This is a genomic window from Trichocoleus sp. FACHB-6 (assembly GCF_014695815.1).
GTDB lineage: Bacteria > Cyanobacteriota > Cyanobacteriia > Cyanobacteriales > FACHB-T130 > Funiculus > Funiculus sociatus.
Window position 1 is genome coordinate 1 of record NZ_JACJOY010000001.1, and the last position, 16,786, is coordinate 16,786.

A 16,786-nucleotide genomic window follows, 5' to 3' on the forward strand; every position below is an offset into this window, starting at 1 on the left:
TTCCTTCTACCGCATCTTCAGTTCAACGTTCACATAGAGGCACTGGAAACGATGGAAGCTAACAATTCATTCCTTCCTTCTACCGCATCTTCAGTTCAACTGCGTAACTCCTGTTAGTGTTGAAGTTCCCGGTCAAGTCAGCCCATGCCGAACGAGCAGCCCCGGAAATGGTATCAGAAAAAACGCATTATTCTACCTCTGGTTATACTTTTCCCGCCAGTAGCGATTCCGTTAATTTGGCTCAGCCGATGGGGTCGTAACGCGAAGATAGGCACAACAGTATTATCGGGATTAATTTTGATAGGAATGATCGCAGGTCAAACCGAAACGCCTCAGACTACCAGTTCGCCCCCTGCATCTCCCCCCGTTGTTTCTGAAGTTTCGCCAGCACCTATCGAAAGTCCATCCGAGCTTGCCAGCCCATCTCCTGAAATTTCTAGTACGCCTGAATCAAAACCTACTGCGCCTACTCTGGTTGCAGTGGAACCAGACCCCAACGACCGAGTTAACAAATGCGGGATAGTTAAAACTGAAAGCACGGAGCTGAACGTCAGACAGTCTAACAACGCTGATGCTCCTGTAATTGGCGTATTGAGAAATGGCGAACGAGTCACGGTAAAGTATGTTGGCTTGAAGTGGTTCTACGTTTCCGGTTCGTCAGTGACTGGCTATGTATCGGGTGAATACATTGGCGATTGCGCGGATACGTCAGGCCAAGTTGAACCTACGCAGATACCAGAACAAGCATCGCCGACACCAGCAGTAGGAAGTCCAATTCGCGATTCAATCTCAGGAAGCTGCCAGTGCCCCTATGACACAGATTCGGGTGGTCGGAGATGCGGAGGGAGGTCGGCGTACTTCAAGCCCGGTAGTGAAAAACCTGTTTGTTTTAGGTAGTGATAGCCTGTGAAAATGTGCATTTTCTAAGACAATCCTTATGTCAACAACGATGTCTCAACAACCCAAACCAGAACATTACATTACAACTCTAATGTCAAGCGATCGCGTACTAGCAATGCTTTTTGTAAGTTGCTAGTACGCAATATCGCAAATGAGACAAGGGGGGGTTGAACCTTAATCTATCCAGGATTTTTGCTGAATAGCTTCTAAAATATAAGCCATCAGTAAAGATAAACCCGAACTCTTTATGCCAAATTTCCTTTCTTCTTTACCCTCTACGACTAAAGCAATATCGCTTAGAACATTTAGAATTCCATTACGTTGATTGAGTAGACCTGGAAAAGCTGCTTCGGAACCTTTCCAAAAGGGACTTATATCTAAAACTCCAGAGAGTTTTTCGTCTAATATTTCAAACAGCTTTCTTTCTTCTAAGCCTTTATAGACATCCTTAAAGGATATTTCGTTTCCATATCCTTTTTCGATAGCCTTATTTACCTGGAAGCCCAAGTAAGACAGCATATAAAGACTAGGTTTCTGTTTGAGCAAAGTTCTTTGATCCGGCATGAGTCGTACCTTTTTTTGTTTTCGTGTTCATCGATATCATGTTTCATAACTAAACAGTTGCCCCCGGTAATCGCCATTACAGCGAACCTACCCCGGTAAATACAAACTGCTGCTATCATTCGGGCGTGCGTGTAGATATCTGGAAGTAGTCGCCACCGATTCATGTCCCAATGTCGCCTGCACTAGATGGATTGGAGCGCCTCGGTCGAGACTATGCGAAGCGTGAGCATGGCGTAACCAGTGCGGGCTGACCTTGCCTTTAATCCCAGCGCGTTTACCTGCCGCTGCCACAATCCGATGACCTGGGTTGGCAAAGTCCAGAGAGGTAAACAACGGAGTATCGTCCAGCGCATCGCCTCTAGCATCTAGCCATTGAGCGATCGCTACAGCTATGAATTGAAGATAAAAATAATAGAAGTATTGACTACGAAGGTGAATGTGCTACCTCAGATTTCTTTATAAAATACAACTCACGTAAGATGCCTAAGTCAAAAAAATAAGGTATAAACCCCGGTTATCCTCTTTTACATAAAATCAAAAAAAATGTTTATAAATCACTAAAACAAATTTATATTGTTTAAATAAAGTAATGTCTAATAAGTATGAAGATTGAGTAAAGATTAAAGCTTGACTAGCTAGATTTTAAAAAAAAGCTGTATATCTTAAGTTATTGGCGGCAGTTAAATTTTTAAGAAAATCGCCTAGTATTACTTGCTTAAACAAACTCTTGTAAAGCTACAGGAAAAAATCATGAAAACTTCAGGGTTCATCAGCTCAACGCTAATAGCTACATCTTGTGGGTTGTTTGTTTTAGCGACAATGAAAGGCGCAGATGCTGCCAACATTACATATGAATTTAATCGCTCATTTACAAATACACTCCCCGGCCCTAGCCAAGGCGTTGGTAGTGCTATAGGAACCATAACCACAAATGGCACTTTGGGGAATGTAATAATTCCTGGTGTAGAAAATTTTGACTTTTTTACTGATTGGAATATTACTCTGACTGCTGACTCAGTATCAGCTACATTGACTCCTAGTAACTCTAGCTGGTTAGGCAGAGGACTTATTGTCGCTAATCATAATGAGCTAACATTAAGCCTTATTCCAGTTGAACCTGGGATAAACGATGCAGTATTTCAACTAACACAAGCCATAGGAGGTCAGCAGATAAACGTATATTCCTGGGGGTTCGTTCCTCAAAATATCCAGCCTATATCGGAGCAAGTATTTGTTTTTGGAGAGACAGTTGCTAATCCTTCTGCGCCATCTTCATATACTTTGTCTGCTACCACTCCTCCGGCTTCAGTACCTGAACCTTCTATAGGGATTGCTTTTCTTGTTATTGGTGGTTCAGTCCTGAAGAGGAGACCTAAAAGCTGAATACATAACCAAAACTTTTATCCTTCAACGAAAGGCGAACTAAGAATGCTAAGAGCAATCGCCTTTAACTACTCTAGAATTGACGAAACCCTTACCAGGGAAGACACTCATCCAAGTGGATGAGTGTTTCTATTCAATCGCTGTTAGAAGGGCGATCGCGCTTATTCTAAATTCCCTGCTTTCTTAACGGCTTGTATCAAGTCTTCAAAGGTAATATTACCCTCTTCATCGTGATACGTCGCTAGCAGTACCTGGGGGCTAGTACCTGTTTCTGCTGAAATGACTGCATTTAACCCAGGGCTTAAATAAAGCTCATTACTCGATACTTTGCCATCTCGATCGCTATCCAAGGTATTAAAAAGAGATTGAAGCTCTTGCTCAGTTGCCATAAGTTTCTATTTGAATTAGTTTTTTCAATTCAATATCCCAGAATGTTAAAAAAGATGCAAGGAAAGTTACCTCTTACCCAGGTAAATACAAACTACTACTATCGTTCGGTCTAGCGTGCAAATAACGGCTGGTAGTCGCTACACTTTCGTGTCCCAACGTCGCCTGCACTAGATGGATCGGCGCGCCCCTATCTAATGAATGCGAAGCGTGAGCGTGGCGCAACCAGTGCGGGCTAACCTTACCTTTAATCCCAGCGCGTTTACCCGATGCTGCCACAATCCGATAAACCTGCGAACGGTCGAGGTGATGACCATCGGCATCGCCTTCCCTGGAAGGAAATACCGCGTCATTGTCGCTGGCATCGCCGCGCATTTCGGACAGCTCGTTCCATACCCCCTCCGGCAGCAGTACAGTCCGAGTCTTGCGACCTTTCCCGAATAACGTCACCTGACCCGACTCCCCGCGAACGTTTAAATCCCGCCACTTGAGGGCGCACAACTCGCTGACCCGCAAGCCGCCGTTGTACAACAGCCGCAGAATCGCTCGGTTGCGCGGCTCAGTTTCCAGGCAAATCATCGACTGGACTTGCAGTTCACTGAGGATGCGCTCGTTGATTGCATCTTTGGCTTTAGGTTGACGCACAGGCAGACCAACATTAAGGGGCATCAATCCCAGTTTATGAGCGAAGGTAAGCAAAGACTTGATGCAGGCGATCGCAGTCCGCTGGCTGTTGGGTGCCATATCTTCTAGTGTTGTTTGCCAGCCTTGGACATCCGCCAATGTCGCCAAGTGCAACGGCTTGTTAAGGTAAGCTAAAAACCGCTTGGCGTAGCGCCTGTATAATTCTTGGGTGTGAGGACTGCGCCCGTGTATCCACATTTCGATTAGCCTCCCGTGCGCGTCTTGAGGCAATGTCTCCTGGGGTGAAATGTGATTGTTTTCGACCTTGACCATGTAGTAATTTTCGGTCATTTTGGTACAACATTAGTTTGGTTATGTTGTACTGGCGCAGAAAATTGAACCCAGACCATGACGACTGGGTGACGATGAGACGAACGCGATCGCTAGACTTTATACCCGCTGGTCATAATTTGTTTATGACCAATCCATTCCAAGATGAGGCAAAAGTTCCGACGGAATGGAAGGGTGTTAATCCGTTTAACGCCCTGCTACTTCCGTCGGAATGTACTGCCCATAAACCGTTTATGACCAGCGTTGATCGGGGTTCGTTACACTGCCAGACAAGTAGAATATCCACGGGCTGTCCTCGCCAAATTCCAGCCGATAATACTTAAGCGCCCATATCTCAGCGAACTGGCGATTAGGAGCGATCGCTAGTAGGTGCGCCCGATACTTCTCCTTCTCCTGTAGCGATGCCTTGGAAAACAGCGCTCCAAGGAACCATTCACTTTTTGGGCGGATGTAGGCACGGGCGAAGCGCTCGATGACAGTTGAATAAGCCAGCCCCAAGTTTTGCTTGTAAGCCTTCCGCCATTGCTGCCTAAATTCTTTCTCCCACTTGGGCAGAGATTCTCTGTAGTAGTCTGCCCAACGACTGCTACCCAGCTCGGTCTTGTCGTCAGTTGCCCGCTGCTGTAAGAAGTCGTATGCAGCGTCCACTTGGATGAATGCAGCGCTCGAGCCGCCGAGGTCAGGGTGAGTTCGCTTTACTGCCAATCTGTAGGCTGCCTTGAGTTCTTGCAAGGTGAATGGGGTAGCCAGTTCCAGTGTTTTGAGCGCTTGTTCGATGTTCATGATTCAGTAGGTAATAGGTAATAGGCAGGGGTAGCAAACAGATTGCTATCCTTCCATTCCGAGGGGTATGAATTTGCTTCATGCCCCTCGGAATGCAGACTTAGAAGCCGTGTGCAGTCAAAATCTCGTTGTGTGATTTATGCAACGTCTCCTGCTGCCTTTGATACCGAGCTAGTAAGTCTGCGGCGGCATCCTCCCGGCATTTGAACGGGTGCTGGAGACTGCGATGCTTGTGAATCCATCCTCCCAACGTCAGAGATTCCCTGATTTTCCCGATGCAGATCGAACCCTCGTAAACCAAGAACTCAGGGGTTAACGGGCTGGATTCGGGAGTTTCTTGGTAGGTAAAACCGGGCTGCACAGCGCGATGCGCCTCAAAATCCTGCAACCAGGAATCGACCGCGATCCAAAATTGTTTGCCCGTCCTTTCGAGGTTGACTGCGCTCATGAATTCCTCAGTACGGTTGCGGAGCGCAGCTTTTACAAAGTGAGGTGTTAGCGCTGCGGCTGAGATGTGCTTGTAGCCCAGTGTCGAACGGAACCGCTCCTTAACTTTATGGATGTAGGCTTGGCTGGGTTGGTCGATTTCGGTAGGTGCCGAGGCTGGTGTAACCCAGGAGATTTTCTCGCCTGTTGCGGGATTCTCAATCTGAACAAGGCTGCCAGCTGGAATGTCGCTGCCGTCGTTGTCACCTGTTGGGATGTCGTCCTCAGTATTATCTGCTGGGCTATCATCATCGCTGCCAAAATCGTCAAAGCTGCCTGGGTTATCGTTGCCGTCATGGTCGGGTGTTGGCTCTGGTTCTGGGCTGGGTTCATCTCCCCCCTCGCCATCGTCGCTGAACAATCCCAACACGGCAGACTTCAGCAGCGCGATCGCGTCCGGTGCCAGCTCCGAAACCTTGACTACAGCATCCTGTAGCGTCTGGATGGCACTGCCTGCAACACTTTCGGCTTGATTCAGTTGGTCGATGCGAGATTGACGGGCGGCAATGACTGCCTGAAGGCTGGCGATCTCAGATTCTAGGTTTTGGATGTCAGATTGAAATAGCATGAGGATAATTACCTTTGTTTTGGGTGATTAGGGCGATCGCACTCCGTCCAAAGAAAGCGATCGCCCTTTTGATTTGGGCGGGGCTTTTCTCGACATCCCCCAGGTCGCTGTGGTCTAGGCGGCTACTTGTTCGAGTTGGAAAATCATCGCGTCTTTTTTAAGGTGCTTCCCCTTCCCCCGGATATCCCTCCAAGCGATGCTGTACTGCGTGCAGAGTTTTCGGAGCGTCGTTGAGTCAAGGGCAGCGAGGTCAATTTCTACTCTTGGCTGTTCGGTGGCTGCGGGTTCAGGCGCTTCTACCTCCGCTTGGGGTTCGGGTTGTTCGATGTGGATGGGTTCAGGGGCAATCACTTCTTCTGCCTTTTCCTCTACCTGGGGTGTCTCTGCCTGGGGCATGGTTTGCGGGGTGCGTGCTTTTGCGAGTGCTGCATCGCGTTGGCTCTTGGGTGCTAGGGCGGTCAGATACAGTCCGTAGGCGATGCCGAATGTGATGTCTTTGATGGCGTTAAACATTGTCTTTTCCTCTGTGTGGCGGTTGTTCTAGGGGTTGGCGTGTAGCGGTTGCTTCCCCTCCGTCTATACATTAATATAGACAATATATCGAGTTGTGTCAATACAATCTAGATTTGTCTAGATAAAGATTTCGTAAAGTATAGATTGCCTAGATAAAGGCTATAGTGTCTATACACAAGCTAGAGGATATAGACATGAGCGACACCAAGACCCAACTCGCAACTTTTCGGGTAGAGCCAGAGCTTTGGGAGGAATTCAAGGCGCAGGCGCGGCGCAACGGCAAGACCGCATCAGACGCGCTTACCGATTTTGTACAAAACTATGTGGCGGCTGGGGATGTGCTTGCATCGGCGTTCCCAGCCGAGATAGACAATCTAGAATCACGTATAGAAGAGAGAGTAACTGAAGCGATCGCGCCCATCCGTCAGGAGTTAGCTGAGTTGAGGGCAGAGCTGCGGGGAAAGTTGAGGAGGGCGGCTTAAGTGACGAGGTGGAACGACTGAGAAGCGAGAATGAAGCACTCAGGCAAAGTACAGGAACGCAGGCAGTCATTGAACGGAATGCCAAAATTCAGGACTTGGAAGAGCGCAATCAGGAACTGCGGGTTAAGCTCATCGAGGTTCGGAAGGAGTTAGTTGATGTTAAGGCAGAGAAGGAAGGAATTCAGCGCAGTCTAGACCAAGCAAGGGTTAAAGTCTGCAATCTGGAAGACAAGATTGAACAGATTACATCTGAGAACCAAGCGATCGCCATTTCCACCACAACTCCTCCCCAATCCGAACCAAGTGATCCGGGTGAAGTAACGGACAATCGCCGATGCCCAAAATGTGGAAAAGTTGAGGGAATTCGGAATAAGGGCATCCGTAAAAACAAGGACGGCACCCGAAAGCAGAAATGGCGTTGTGAAAGTTGCAACGAGGGTTGGTCAGTAGCGATCGCCCCACCAGCTAATAACTAACAACCAATAACCAACGACCAATAAAAAAGCCCCTGCTCGGAAGTAACAGGGGCTTTTTATTTTATGTCTCCAAGGCTTTCCCAATTCCGGGAAGGCAGAATGGTTTCATGTTAGCCAAAACATTCAGGAGTCATGAAGTCTTGGCGAACCCAGCCACGAGCGCCACTTTTAGGAAACCCAACCTTGTACCATGTCGCACCTTGGCGATCCTTGGCGAATGCTAAATCTTGAGGAGTATTACCAGCCTTTAATATGTGAACGCTATCACCTACAAGTCCATAGCCTTTCTGCTGATAATTTGTGCCAGGGCCGGAACGCAAATTAATCCGCGACCCTGGTGTTTGACCAGTCAGCTTTGCCGCGCAATAAGACATTTCACTTTGAGGAATTTTTGACTGTGCAGAAGCCGGTGCTGCTGGCAGCATCAAAGTAGCTACAAGCCCAGTGAAGGCAACTACTTGAATCTTGACTAAAACACTTTTAACTATTCTCATATTTTCCCTGAATTAATTATTTAAAACATTGGGCAGATTGTCCAATGTCCAGTTATGTTCTGCTGCGATAGAACTTACTCTGAACCCAATCTGGCACATTCCGCTCCGTGATGTCAGCGGTTTTAAGTAATCTTCATCGAAAGAATATGTCTAAAGATAGATAACATATCGTTACTAAGAGTTTTGGTTTAACTCGAAGGCTTATGGGTGGGGGCTTCTATCGGTCATGATCCGAAAAAAGTTGTGCTGAAGCTCTATAAACTTTGCAAGATAGGTATTGACAAATTGGAATTATGTGGATGTCAAGATTATTAGGCTAAACTCAACCAATCGCACATTCCACAGGTTAAATTTCTGGGAAGGTCTTAAGCACTTAGATAAGTGCAAAATTACCGCCCTAAATAAGTTTTATAGATATTAATGGGTAGTTTATGCTAATCAAAAATTCATATCGAAGCGTACTTCTGAGCATCCTTAGTGTCAATATTTACCTTTTTGGAGAAATCGTAAAAATGGTTATCTCAACTTACGGTCGAGCAACTTGGCTCGTTGGTACTTTAGAAACTGTTCCCTGCTGTGGCGAGAGCCACCAAGACGAGTAAAGAGGGCGATCGCGAGTAGTTGTTTAAGGTGTTCAGGGTAGAAATACTCCAGTCCTTCGTACCCCAGTGCTTGGCAGTGTCGGATAAAGGTAACTCGCGATCTGATGTTGAGAAGCTTACGACTAGCGCATTTGCTTAATCCAACCTCCCCCTTGTCGTTCGTCACCCCATGTACTTGAGTGATTGTGTAGCCCATAACTGTTTAATGTTCAATCCACCTCCCTGGCTTGGTGTGTTTAACCTTAAACACTTGTCCATACCCAAAAAATAACCCGCCGGGTTGGGGCGGGGTAATGTACGTTGTACGTGTACTTTGTACGGGGAAAGTTATTGGGTAATGTATTGAGCTAAGTAATGTGGGTAGATAAGGCTGCCAACCTTTGCCAATTCTTTCGCCTTGTTCGCCGCCAACATCTGCGTCCTTTTACCTGGCTGACGACAACGCAAAGAATTTCTGCCCGCTCGGTACTGGATCAATGTGCCAACTTCAACACCGACAGCATCAGCGATCGCGTCAATCTTCAATCCAAACGCTTCCAGCGCCAACGGGTGCAATGATGAAAAAATTATCGATAGCTACTGTTAGCGCAGCATTGATTTCTTCCACCAATGAATCTGTAAGCGATCGCATAATCAGTTCAATCAATCAGTTGGAAAAAAATATTCATCACTACTGTCTCCTCTTACTCCCTTAAAAGTGAATATTGACAACACCAAGGTATTTATCAATCCCCAACAAATGCTTTAGTATTTTCTCGTTCTAGCTTGTCATGTGGATCTGTCATACGACTTGTTGGGCTGTCGCGTTATCCTGTCGTGTGAGGCTGTCACGCCTGTCGCATCGTACATGGCAGCATTCGTGAGCGTTAATGAGCCAGGAACGCGAGAGAGGAATAGGACTGGTCTTCCCTAAAAGTGGTCATAATACTTGTCATACGGTAGTTTATATATCACTGGTTAGGATAAAACGCCAATCGCTCTCATCCATGCCGTGACTAACTACGCTGGCGCTTGCCGTTGGATGGATACTTCGAGAGGCAAGTGCCAATGCCAAATCGTCGTTCTTTGGCACACAAAACATATGCACATATCCCGGTAACGGCTCTGAAATGCCCTTGTTCGCCGTAGCTCCCCACTGGATATGCAGCAGTGGCAAGATTTGCTTAGTACTCTGAAGTCTCAAGTCTTTCACTCCCTGAAGTGACAGATAAGAAATTGTGCCTCGATGTTCAACGAGCAGAGGTGTCAGAACGTGCATATCTTCTGCATTTAGGCTGTATATTCCTAACGTGGTTGTGCAACGAAACTTTATTGGAGCGAACCGTTCTAAAATGCGGACTAGGCGGTTGGGGCTGCGATTCTCCTGCAAGGAGGCTTGGCTAACGCCTGGATTCATGGAGATGGTGTAGCCTCGATCGCAACGGAGAATGTCCGAATCGAGGGCATAGCGCAAGAGTCGCAGGGATAGATGTTGGTGCTGGTAATCGGGATGAACTTTCAAATCGCACAGATACCAAACAGGACGAACGACCTCACCCTGATAGTAAGGAATCTGGCGCAGCACACCTGCTCCGACTGCTGCAACGCGATCTGCGCTATCGCCATCTAGAACCACGTAGTAGTTCACTTCACCGAGGCGATCAAAAAAAGCAAAGTAATCGCTCCCATGATCTAACTGGAAAAAATCATTACCGAGGGGATAAGTAGCAGCTTGCTCGATCGCCACAATTCCAGGCTGAAAATGCAGGCGTTCTTCAGGCGAGAGCCGATGAAATTTCATGGCGAAACCCAACTACAACTTCCCGGTAGAAAAAGGAGCGATCAGATCCCAGCAATTGGGTACTGAGTGAGTCATCGACCAGAAGATGGTCAGCCATGACCGACGCCAGATGATGATCGCCATTAAGTCGTCGTCCAATCAAGGCACCACCCGGCTTCAAGCTGTGTACTGCACTCGTTAGCATGGTATGCAGATCAGACAAAGGCATCCAGTCGGAGATATTAGAAAACTGGATCAGGTCAAACTTACTAAACTCTGCTAATTGCTGCATTTTCTCGGCAAAGGCACCGTGGTGTAGCCTCAGTCGATCAGTACCCAAGGTGTGAATGGACGTTTGGGCAGGTTGTTGCAGATAGATAGGCACGCCATCCATTCCACTGGTATAGCAATCGCCCCATACCTGAGTTACAAAGTAATTTTCAGTAGGAACAAATTGCTGTAAGGCGATCGCAAATACATCGGCGAAATGCTCCCCAAAACTACGATCCATCGAATAGTTCACGGCTGCTTCCCCAAATGTTCCTGCCAGTTTGCTGCGCTCGAATACCGTCTCAAAACTATCTCGCCATCGGGGATGCTGGAGGACAGTTGTAGGAGAGCGAAGTGGGTCTAACCCAAAAGTGGCAAAATAGCTAGAGAGTTCTCGAAACAGCTGCTCGAAGCGACCGACGCGATTCACACCAAAAGCGATCTGGTCTTGCCGTGCGTCCCAAAATGCCTGTGTTGTGTCTGGAAGTTGCAGGCGCACTCGTTCGTAGAGCCTCAGTCGCTCCGTCTCACTCGCCTTCAGCTCTGCTCCTATAAGTCGTAGTTGTTCATCTAGGGGCAAGTGCAACAAGGCTTGTCGTCGCAACTCAACTAAATGAAGTTGGGCGAGGTTCAGGTCAACCGCTTCAATCTGCGCCACGGCTGGACTAGCGAGCAAACTCAGAGCCGTACAACCCCCAGAGGCAACCAGCAAGACTCGCAACGGATGTCCCTGTCGCTCCTTTAACTGCTCGATGACCCGTAACTCAATCCTGGGGTCTTCCCGTGCCTGGGAAAAGGCAATCTCAGACAAGGGGCTACAAATCACGGTACAGGCTCCAAAAATAGTGTGCGCCGAGAACGAGTCCTTGCACAACCTGGGTACGGGAACGCGACTCATTCCAGGTAGGTGCTGCTAGCATCAGCAAATCTCTAGCGTGTTCGGTATCGAGTTTTTCATGCACGGCGTAGTGAGATTGGCTACCGGGAGCCACCCAGCCCCGATGATTTACGGTACGAGCGATCGCGGCACTGATGTCTACATAAAGATACTCAATGATACCTAACAAGGCTGCTCCGGCTTCTCCAGGTTGGGATAGACAGTAGGTCAGAATCGATTGGTTAAAGGCTAGAACCGGGGTGATACAGGGCGTTTCCAGTTCTGCGGCGGTTGCACCCAACGATTGCAGATATTGACCAAACGTATACTTATGGGAACGCAGGCGATTGCCATGTCCATGTTCCTCTGCTACATTTTCTGCCAACGGTAGCCGTGCCTCCAAGAGTGGTATCCGCGCCAGTACTGCCGCGAGTGCCTGCGAAAACGACTCCACCGCAAATCGAAATGGCAGTTGGCTCTGACGAAAGGCTTCGCGGGATGTGGAATCGGTTTGCATCCAAATCAGGTAAGGATGGTGATGGAAATCGTAAACTTCTGCTACCCGCAACACGGCGGCTTCCAATGTCGGCATTGTAGCCAAGTCTTCCCAAGTCAGTTCAGGAGTGGTTGAAATTTTTGTCGTTATAACGGATTTCTCTTCTAGTGCTTGCATAGGTGGCTCCATTCTCAACGGATACCGGTGGTGACCAAAAAGTATGAAGGATGTTAGCGATAGCGATAGCAGACGATCCCTACGTAGCTACCGCTATCGCTTTGCATGCGCTAGCAGCGTAGCGAGTAAGGATTGAAAATACCTTAAGTAATTGTCGAGAAGCCCCTAAATTTATTTATGCTCTAGACAAATAAACATCCAATTACACTTCAGCCTTCAGCTTGACGCTACCGACTGTAGTCCGACGAAAACTGGCGATGACAAAATCATGCACGAAGGTGAAGTAGGACGGAATGTAGGGTGCGCCCTGCGACACCAGCTCTTCCTTGAGTTCCTGATGCAAACGCGGGAGGTTATACCAAGGCACTGCTGGATACAAGTGGTGTTCCAGGTGATAGTTCTCGTTACACATGAAGAATCGAGTGACGGGATTTGTCACGATGGTGCGCGTACCCCGAATCAAATCCGATTCGCGATCAAGCAGAGTATGTTGACTCATGCCGCGAATGTTGACCATCGTGTTGATCAACAGCATCGGGAGCAGCCAGCCATGAATCAGGAAGGCTGTGGGAACAGGCGATAGTAGCACTGTGATTACCATAAGTCCAAGTAGGACAACCTCGATCGCAATCCTAAGTCGCTCCACTGCATTTCCCTGTCGAAATCCCAGAATCGGAATTGCAACGATATACACCGGATAGCCAATCAGTAACCGTCCCCAGTGCATGGCAAAAACCAACCCATTCCATTGGGTATAGTTCTTGTAGTGATCTGGGTCGCCTTCTATACCAAGATGCTTATGATGCTTCAGGTGCAGGACTTTGTAGGCTGAGAAGTTTTGCAGCACTGGCAACGCACACAGGATGCTCAAGATCCGGTTCCACTGTAGGTGATTCGAGAGTACGCCATGTACCCCTTCATGAGTAAATAGACTAATTCCATGTAGGGAAGCCGCCGCTAGCAGATACAGTGGTAGACACGCGACATAACACCAGGGGGTTGCGATTGCCTTAGCAAGCAAGAATGCGGTACTAGCTGCAACTGCATAGAACATGACAAACGTCGGCAAGCGATAGTGGTGACCAGCAAGGCAATGCAACTCTGTAAGGAGTTCGGCACTGACTTTAGGCTTTTCCAAAGTGTCAATAGAAGACACTTCGGGTACAACCTGCAAATTTCCTGACAAAGCAGCAGCGAGCTGGTTTTTCTGCATAGGAGAAACGACAAGATGGGGAGCTACAGTGCAAGTCCGCTGTAGTTTCTTTATAAGTGGTGAAATGGCACTAAGTTAAGACGACAAATCCGTGGTTCATGGTTTTATAGTCTATGCGCTCCTCCAATGAGCGATCAACAATGAACAGCGATCCACTCATGGTGTGCGAACGTCCTTATCCTAGTGCCATTCTTATAGATATAAACAAAAGCGATGTGCAGCTTTCCTGATTGGCAGCTTTTCTGAACGGATGCGATGATTGGGGATGGAATTCAGCTTCTACCGCATTAACAGTCCCGTTTGTAGGGAACAATGGGACTACCAAAGCTAAAAAGTTTTTAGTTGAAGTGATCGCTAGAAGCTTTATTATTCATAACTTTCAGCCTTAGCGACCAAATTTCCTGTATTACTATACAAAGGTGTATTAAGGTCACGCAGTCCAAGTATGGGGAGCAATGGCCTTTGACCGATCCGGAAGGGGTGATGGCTTTCCTAGTAGCGAGGGCGGTGTTAACCGTGAGCTTGGTACTGCGGGTAGGCGAGGAAATTTATGCGGTCAATGACTCAGCGCGGGATACAGGCAAAGCACTAGAAGTATACAGAGAGTTGGTAGAAATCTGGCGCGACCAACCTACGGGTACTGGTGACAATGTGCCTGTACCAGATGAATTAATTCGGCAAGGGTCAAGTATTTGAGAGACTCTATAACCCTATAAACAGCCGCAAATTAGCGATCGCCCCATCAGCTAATAGCCAACAAAAAAAGCCCCCGCTTGGAAACAGCAGGAGCTTCCATCTTTCCGTCCTTGAGGCTAACCTATCCTACTCCTTATGGGTGCCTCCTCCCATCTCTAGGACTTGAACTGTAGTTGTGGCGATCGCTTGCACCAGACCATCGGGTAATTCGCCCAAATACTGAGCGATCGCCTACCTTGCTCGCCCGTTAAAGCTTTGAACTGGCACTCGATAAATTGCGTTTAGTTCGGTTCACAGTTCAGGTTCACGCCCCTAAACCTGCTCACAGGTCAAGTTCAGGGGCGTGAACCGCGAACTGAACTGGTTCATGAACCGTTGCCTAAAGCTCCGAAAGCTTCGCCATCTGGTTGGTTCAGCGGTTCAGAGTGGCGGTTCAACGGTTCAGCGACAGTTTAAGTGTCTAACATTGAACGTACCCCCTGGCTGGGGGTGTGTTGAATGTTAGACACCGGAAGTTACCGGAGGTTAGCGCAATCCGGTAAGGTTCGGTAACTTCCGGATATAAGCCAAAAAATAACCCGCATCGATCGATGCGGGTACGCATTTCAATTGTTTCCTCCGTCAAAACGTCGGGTCGAATAAAAACGGGGGCGGGGCTACCTTGCCTTGCTGACTGAACCAATTATCGAGAAGCCAACAATATCCCAGCACCATTTCAGGGAGGTCAATCGGATCGGCATAACTGCAATAACGCTCGACTGTGCGATGGTCGCGGCACAGGAAGAACGCTAGTTTACTGATGCTTAGGTTGTATTTTGCCCGTAGGTCGCGTGGGTGCATAATATCTTCTCCCTTCTATTTGCATTTAATGCTCTGTTGACGCGCTAATCGTGTAAGGGCGACGGCACCCCTGCCATGCGATTTTGATTTTTCCTTGCAGGCGTGTAGCAGCTTTTTCCAGTTGTTCTATTGCTTGGTCGAGGAACTTGTCGGCTTCTTGTCGGCTGGGAGCGTAAATGATGGCACTATTTCGCCCCACGCCGTATTCCCAGCCCAAGTTGTTGACAACCTCGATTACATCCGTTGTCATGTCGTATTCCTACGCTTACGTTTTGCTATTACTTCTATTGCTGCCCCATAAGCTGCCTAAGTTCTGGAGGCAGTAGCTCAGGCTTTTTGGGAACAGCTCCTTGCTTCAACAATTTCTCCGTTCGTTCCCAAGTGAGTTGCAGGCGATCGCTGTCAGGATTGCGACGGCTCTTGGAAGTGGGGCGGAACTGGTAAGAACGCATGGCACGCTCGGTAATGCCAAGGTGGTAAGCGGTGGTAGTGTCATCCCATTCAAAAGCCTGTTTTACCGTCACTGGGTGTAGTTCTAGGCATTCTGGAGCAAGTAACATTAGGTTGTCTCCTGTTTGGTAATAAGGGGGGAGCGCGATCGCGCCCATGATTCAATTCCTTTATTGCTCGGTCACTGCTCGGTGTGACCACTTGTACGGCTCGTCCCTGATGGGTTAGCGAGATACCGAACGAGGAAGTGCGGATATTTCAGTGTCGTGGACGTAGCTGCTAACTCTTTCGCCTTGCGCGCTGCCAACATCTGAGTGCTTCTTCCTGGCTGACGGCGACGACGAGAATTTTTGCCAGCTCGATACTGCCGCAGAGTTTCAACTTCTACCCCAACTGCATCAGCGATCGCGTCAATCTTCAAGCCAAAAGCTTCCAGGGCGAGGGGGTGCAGGACTTCGGCACGCTGTACGGCTTCGATTAATTGTTTTGTTGATGTCATCATGAAAAGATGCTCCATTGCTTTGGTTCTGTGAGCCAGTAACCAGCGGCGTTAGTTTCTGAGGCTTTGACCGCTGGTTAGTAACTTGTCGCGTTGTCGCTTAATTTCTGTCGCGTAACGCTGTCATGCTTGTCGCGTCGTCGCGTCGTGCGAAACTTTTAATTACCTAGACGCGGAATACAACTCGTCTTCGTGGGCAAATTGCTGGATTTTTTCGCCAGAACCTCCTTCGTATTCGATTAAAAAAACCCAACCCCATTCATTCCCGATGTCAGGAACATGATGCGGATTGCCGCCAAAAATAAAGCCGATGACGGTAGCAGTGCGCTCGTAGAATCTGACTTGCTGCCAGAGGCTGAAAAGAGGTTTACGGCGATAGATTCGGCTTTCTTGTGCGAAGGTTTGGGTTACTATTCCGTTTTCTTCGTACTCAATGAGATACATCCACTGTCCTATCGGAATTAGCTCGATTATTTGCGGTTGAAACATGATGCCGATAATCCGAGCTTCGTCCGTAAAGGTGTCTTCCTCGCTCTGCCAGTGGTAGAGAACCTCTTGCATCAGTCCATACTTCGGTGCCTTAACACCTTCAGGTATTGGGTGTTTTGGCAATCTAGTATCAACAATTTCTTTCCCTGAAGGGATTAGCAATCGTTTTGGCGTGTTATCTGCGTACATCTTTTTTAAAACCTAGTTGTATTGGTCAAAAAGATGCACAACTCTGATGATCGATCCCGTTACCTTGGACTTATTCGGTCTGTGGAATTACAAACTCATCTGGTAAGAGGATGTTTTAAAAGTCGGTTAGATAGCAAAAAAGCTCACTCAGTGTAAGCTGCGAATATGTAGTACACAGCACTGAGAGAGCGTTATGAGTAAAGCTTACCCCAGTAATT

Annotated in this window: 23 protein-coding genes and 1 pseudogene; 6 read left to right on the top strand and 18 right to left on the bottom strand. The window is 47.9% G+C overall.

Annotated elements, in window-relative coordinates; all coding sequences use genetic code 11:
* Positions 1-144: 144 nt before the first annotated feature.
* On the top strand, positions 145-897 hold the full coding sequence (locus tag H6F66_RS00005) for an SH3 domain-containing protein (RefSeq protein ID WP_190416987.1): 753 nt from the start codon (positions 145-147) through the stop codon (positions 895-897).
* Positions 898-1,074: 177 nt separating this feature from the next.
* Here H6F66_RS00005 and H6F66_RS00010 read toward each other — a convergent pair whose 3' ends face one another.
* Both H6F66_RS00010 and H6F66_RS28670 read right to left on the bottom strand, forming a co-directional pair.
* Positions 1,075-1,464 carry a hypothetical protein gene (locus H6F66_RS00010; RefSeq protein WP_190416989.1) on the bottom strand — a complete coding sequence of 130 codons (390 nt, stop codon included), beginning with the start codon at positions 1,462-1,464 and terminating at the stop codon, positions 1,075-1,077.
* A gap of 87 nt (positions 1,465-1,551) precedes the next feature.
* Positions 1,552-1,764 (bottom strand): annotated as a pseudogene (locus H6F66_RS28670) (tyrosine-type recombinase/integrase); the annotation flags it as partial.
* A gap of 411 nt (positions 1,765-2,175) precedes the next feature.
* Here H6F66_RS28670 and H6F66_RS00020 point away from each other — a divergent pair.
* Complete coding sequence (locus H6F66_RS00020) at positions 2,176-2,847, top strand: PEP-CTERM sorting domain-containing protein (RefSeq protein WP_190416998.1); 672 nt, start codon at positions 2,176-2,178, stop codon at positions 2,845-2,847.
* Positions 2,848-3,008: 161 nt separating this feature from the next.
* Here H6F66_RS00020 and H6F66_RS00025 read toward each other — a convergent pair whose 3' ends face one another.
* From H6F66_RS00025 to H6F66_RS00045, 5 genes are all read right to left on the bottom strand, one after another.
* Positions 3,009-3,236 (bottom strand): EF-hand domain-containing protein, encoded by a 228-nt coding sequence (locus H6F66_RS00025; protein ID WP_190417000.1) that lies wholly within the window; start codon positions 3,234-3,236, stop codon positions 3,009-3,011.
* A 73-nt stretch (positions 3,237-3,309) separates the two neighbouring features.
* Positions 3,310-4,209: a tyrosine-type recombinase/integrase gene (locus tag H6F66_RS00030; RefSeq protein WP_199313276.1), complete on the bottom strand. Its 900-nt coding sequence runs from the start codon at positions 4,207-4,209 to the stop codon at positions 3,310-3,312.
* Between the two features lie 231 nt (positions 4,210-4,440).
* Complete coding sequence (locus tag H6F66_RS00035; RefSeq protein ID WP_190417002.1) at positions 4,441-4,992, bottom strand: hypothetical protein; 552 nt, start codon at positions 4,990-4,992, stop codon at positions 4,441-4,443.
* 100 nt (positions 4,993-5,092) lie between these two features.
* The gene (locus H6F66_RS00040) at positions 5,093-6,046 is read right to left on the bottom strand and encodes a hypothetical protein (protein WP_190417004.1); all 954 of its coding nucleotides are present in this window, start codon (positions 6,044-6,046) and stop codon (positions 5,093-5,095) included.
* Positions 6,047-6,160: 114 nt separating this feature from the next.
* Positions 6,161-6,559, bottom strand: a complete 399-nt coding sequence (locus tag H6F66_RS00045; RefSeq protein ID WP_190417006.1) for a hypothetical protein — start codon at positions 6,557-6,559, stop codon at positions 6,161-6,163.
* Between the two features lie 194 nt (positions 6,560-6,753).
* Here H6F66_RS00045 and H6F66_RS00050 point away from each other — a divergent pair, with 194 nt between their 5' ends.
* Entirely contained in the window at positions 6,754-7,041 is a 288-nt protein-coding gene (locus tag H6F66_RS00050; RefSeq protein ID WP_190417008.1) for a hypothetical protein, read from the top strand.
* 8 nt (positions 7,042-7,049) lie between these two features.
* Complete coding sequence (locus H6F66_RS00055; RefSeq protein ID WP_190417011.1) at positions 7,050-7,517, top strand: hypothetical protein; 468 nt, start codon at positions 7,050-7,052, stop codon at positions 7,515-7,517.
* 110 nt (positions 7,518-7,627) lie between these two features.
* On the opposite strand, the gene H6F66_RS00060 is transcribed toward H6F66_RS00055, so the two are convergent.
* Together H6F66_RS00060 and H6F66_RS00065 are read right to left on the bottom strand one after the other, a co-directional pair.
* Positions 7,628-8,011, bottom strand: a complete 384-nt coding sequence (locus H6F66_RS00060) for an SH3 domain-containing protein (RefSeq protein WP_242017455.1) — start codon at positions 8,009-8,011, stop codon at positions 7,628-7,630.
* Positions 8,012-8,527: 516 nt separating this feature from the next.
* Positions 8,528-8,809 carry a hypothetical protein gene (locus H6F66_RS00065; RefSeq protein WP_190417012.1) on the bottom strand — a complete coding sequence of 94 codons (282 nt, stop codon included), beginning with the start codon at positions 8,807-8,809 and terminating at the stop codon, positions 8,528-8,530.
* Positions 8,810-8,967: 158 nt separating this feature from the next.
* Here H6F66_RS00065 and H6F66_RS00070 point away from each other — a divergent pair, with 158 nt between their 5' ends.
* Positions 8,968-9,171 carry a hypothetical protein gene (locus H6F66_RS00070; RefSeq protein ID WP_190417013.1) on the top strand — a complete coding sequence of 68 codons (204 nt, stop codon included), beginning with the start codon at positions 8,968-8,970 and terminating at the stop codon, positions 9,169-9,171.
* Positions 9,172-9,556: 385 nt separating this feature from the next.
* On the opposite strand, the gene H6F66_RS00075 is transcribed toward H6F66_RS00070, so the two are convergent.
* The 4 genes from H6F66_RS00075 to H6F66_RS00090 form a co-directional block, all read right to left on the bottom strand.
* The gene (locus H6F66_RS00075) at positions 9,557-10,393 is read right to left on the bottom strand and encodes a hypothetical protein (RefSeq protein WP_190417014.1); all 837 of its coding nucleotides are present in this window, start codon (positions 10,391-10,393) and stop codon (positions 9,557-9,559) included.
* Positions 10,368-11,468, bottom strand: coding sequence for a DUF3419 family protein (locus H6F66_RS00080; RefSeq protein ID WP_190417015.1), 1,101 nt, complete (start codon positions 11,466-11,468; stop codon positions 10,368-10,370). The genes H6F66_RS00075 and H6F66_RS00080 overlap by 26 nt, the downstream gene beginning before the upstream one ends.
* Positions 11,458-12,192 carry an iron-containing redox enzyme family protein gene (locus H6F66_RS00085; protein ID WP_190417017.1) on the bottom strand — a complete coding sequence of 245 codons (735 nt, stop codon included), beginning with the start codon at positions 12,190-12,192 and terminating at the stop codon, positions 11,458-11,460. Before H6F66_RS00085 ends, H6F66_RS00080 begins: the two co-directional genes overlap by 11 nt.
* 202 nt (positions 12,193-12,394) lie before the next feature.
* Positions 12,395-13,405, bottom strand: a complete 1,011-nt coding sequence (locus H6F66_RS00090; protein ID WP_190417020.1) for a fatty acid desaturase — start codon at positions 13,403-13,405, stop codon at positions 12,395-12,397.
* 462 nt (positions 13,406-13,867) lie between these two features.
* On the opposite strand from H6F66_RS00090, the gene H6F66_RS00095 reads away from it, so the two are divergent.
* Positions 13,868-14,101, top strand: coding sequence for a hypothetical protein (locus H6F66_RS00095; protein ID WP_190417022.1), 234 nt, complete (start codon positions 13,868-13,870; stop codon positions 14,099-14,101).
* 621 nt (positions 14,102-14,722) lie between these two features.
* Here the strand turns inward: H6F66_RS00095 and H6F66_RS00100 are convergent.
* The 5 genes from H6F66_RS00100 to H6F66_RS00120 form a co-directional block, all read right to left on the bottom strand.
* Positions 14,723-14,941: a hypothetical protein gene (locus H6F66_RS00100; RefSeq protein ID WP_190417024.1), complete on the bottom strand. Its 219-nt coding sequence runs from the start codon at positions 14,939-14,941 to the stop codon at positions 14,723-14,725.
* Positions 14,942-14,966: 25 nt separating this feature from the next.
* A complete protein-coding gene (locus tag H6F66_RS00105) occupies positions 14,967-15,191 on the bottom strand; it encodes a hypothetical protein (protein ID WP_190417026.1) in 225 nt (74 codons plus the stop codon).
* A 34-nt stretch (positions 15,192-15,225) separates the two neighbouring features.
* The gene (locus tag H6F66_RS00110) at positions 15,226-15,501 is read right to left on the bottom strand and encodes a hypothetical protein (protein ID WP_190417028.1); all 276 of its coding nucleotides are present in this window, start codon (positions 15,499-15,501) and stop codon (positions 15,226-15,228) included.
* Between the two features lie 71 nt (positions 15,502-15,572).
* Positions 15,573-15,893, bottom strand: a complete 321-nt coding sequence (locus tag H6F66_RS00115; protein WP_190417030.1) for a hypothetical protein — start codon at positions 15,891-15,893, stop codon at positions 15,573-15,575.
* 159 nt (positions 15,894-16,052) lie between these two features.
* Positions 16,053-16,568, bottom strand: coding sequence for a hypothetical protein (locus H6F66_RS00120; protein WP_190417032.1), 516 nt, complete (start codon positions 16,566-16,568; stop codon positions 16,053-16,055).
* Positions 16,569-16,786 lie beyond the last annotated feature (218 nt).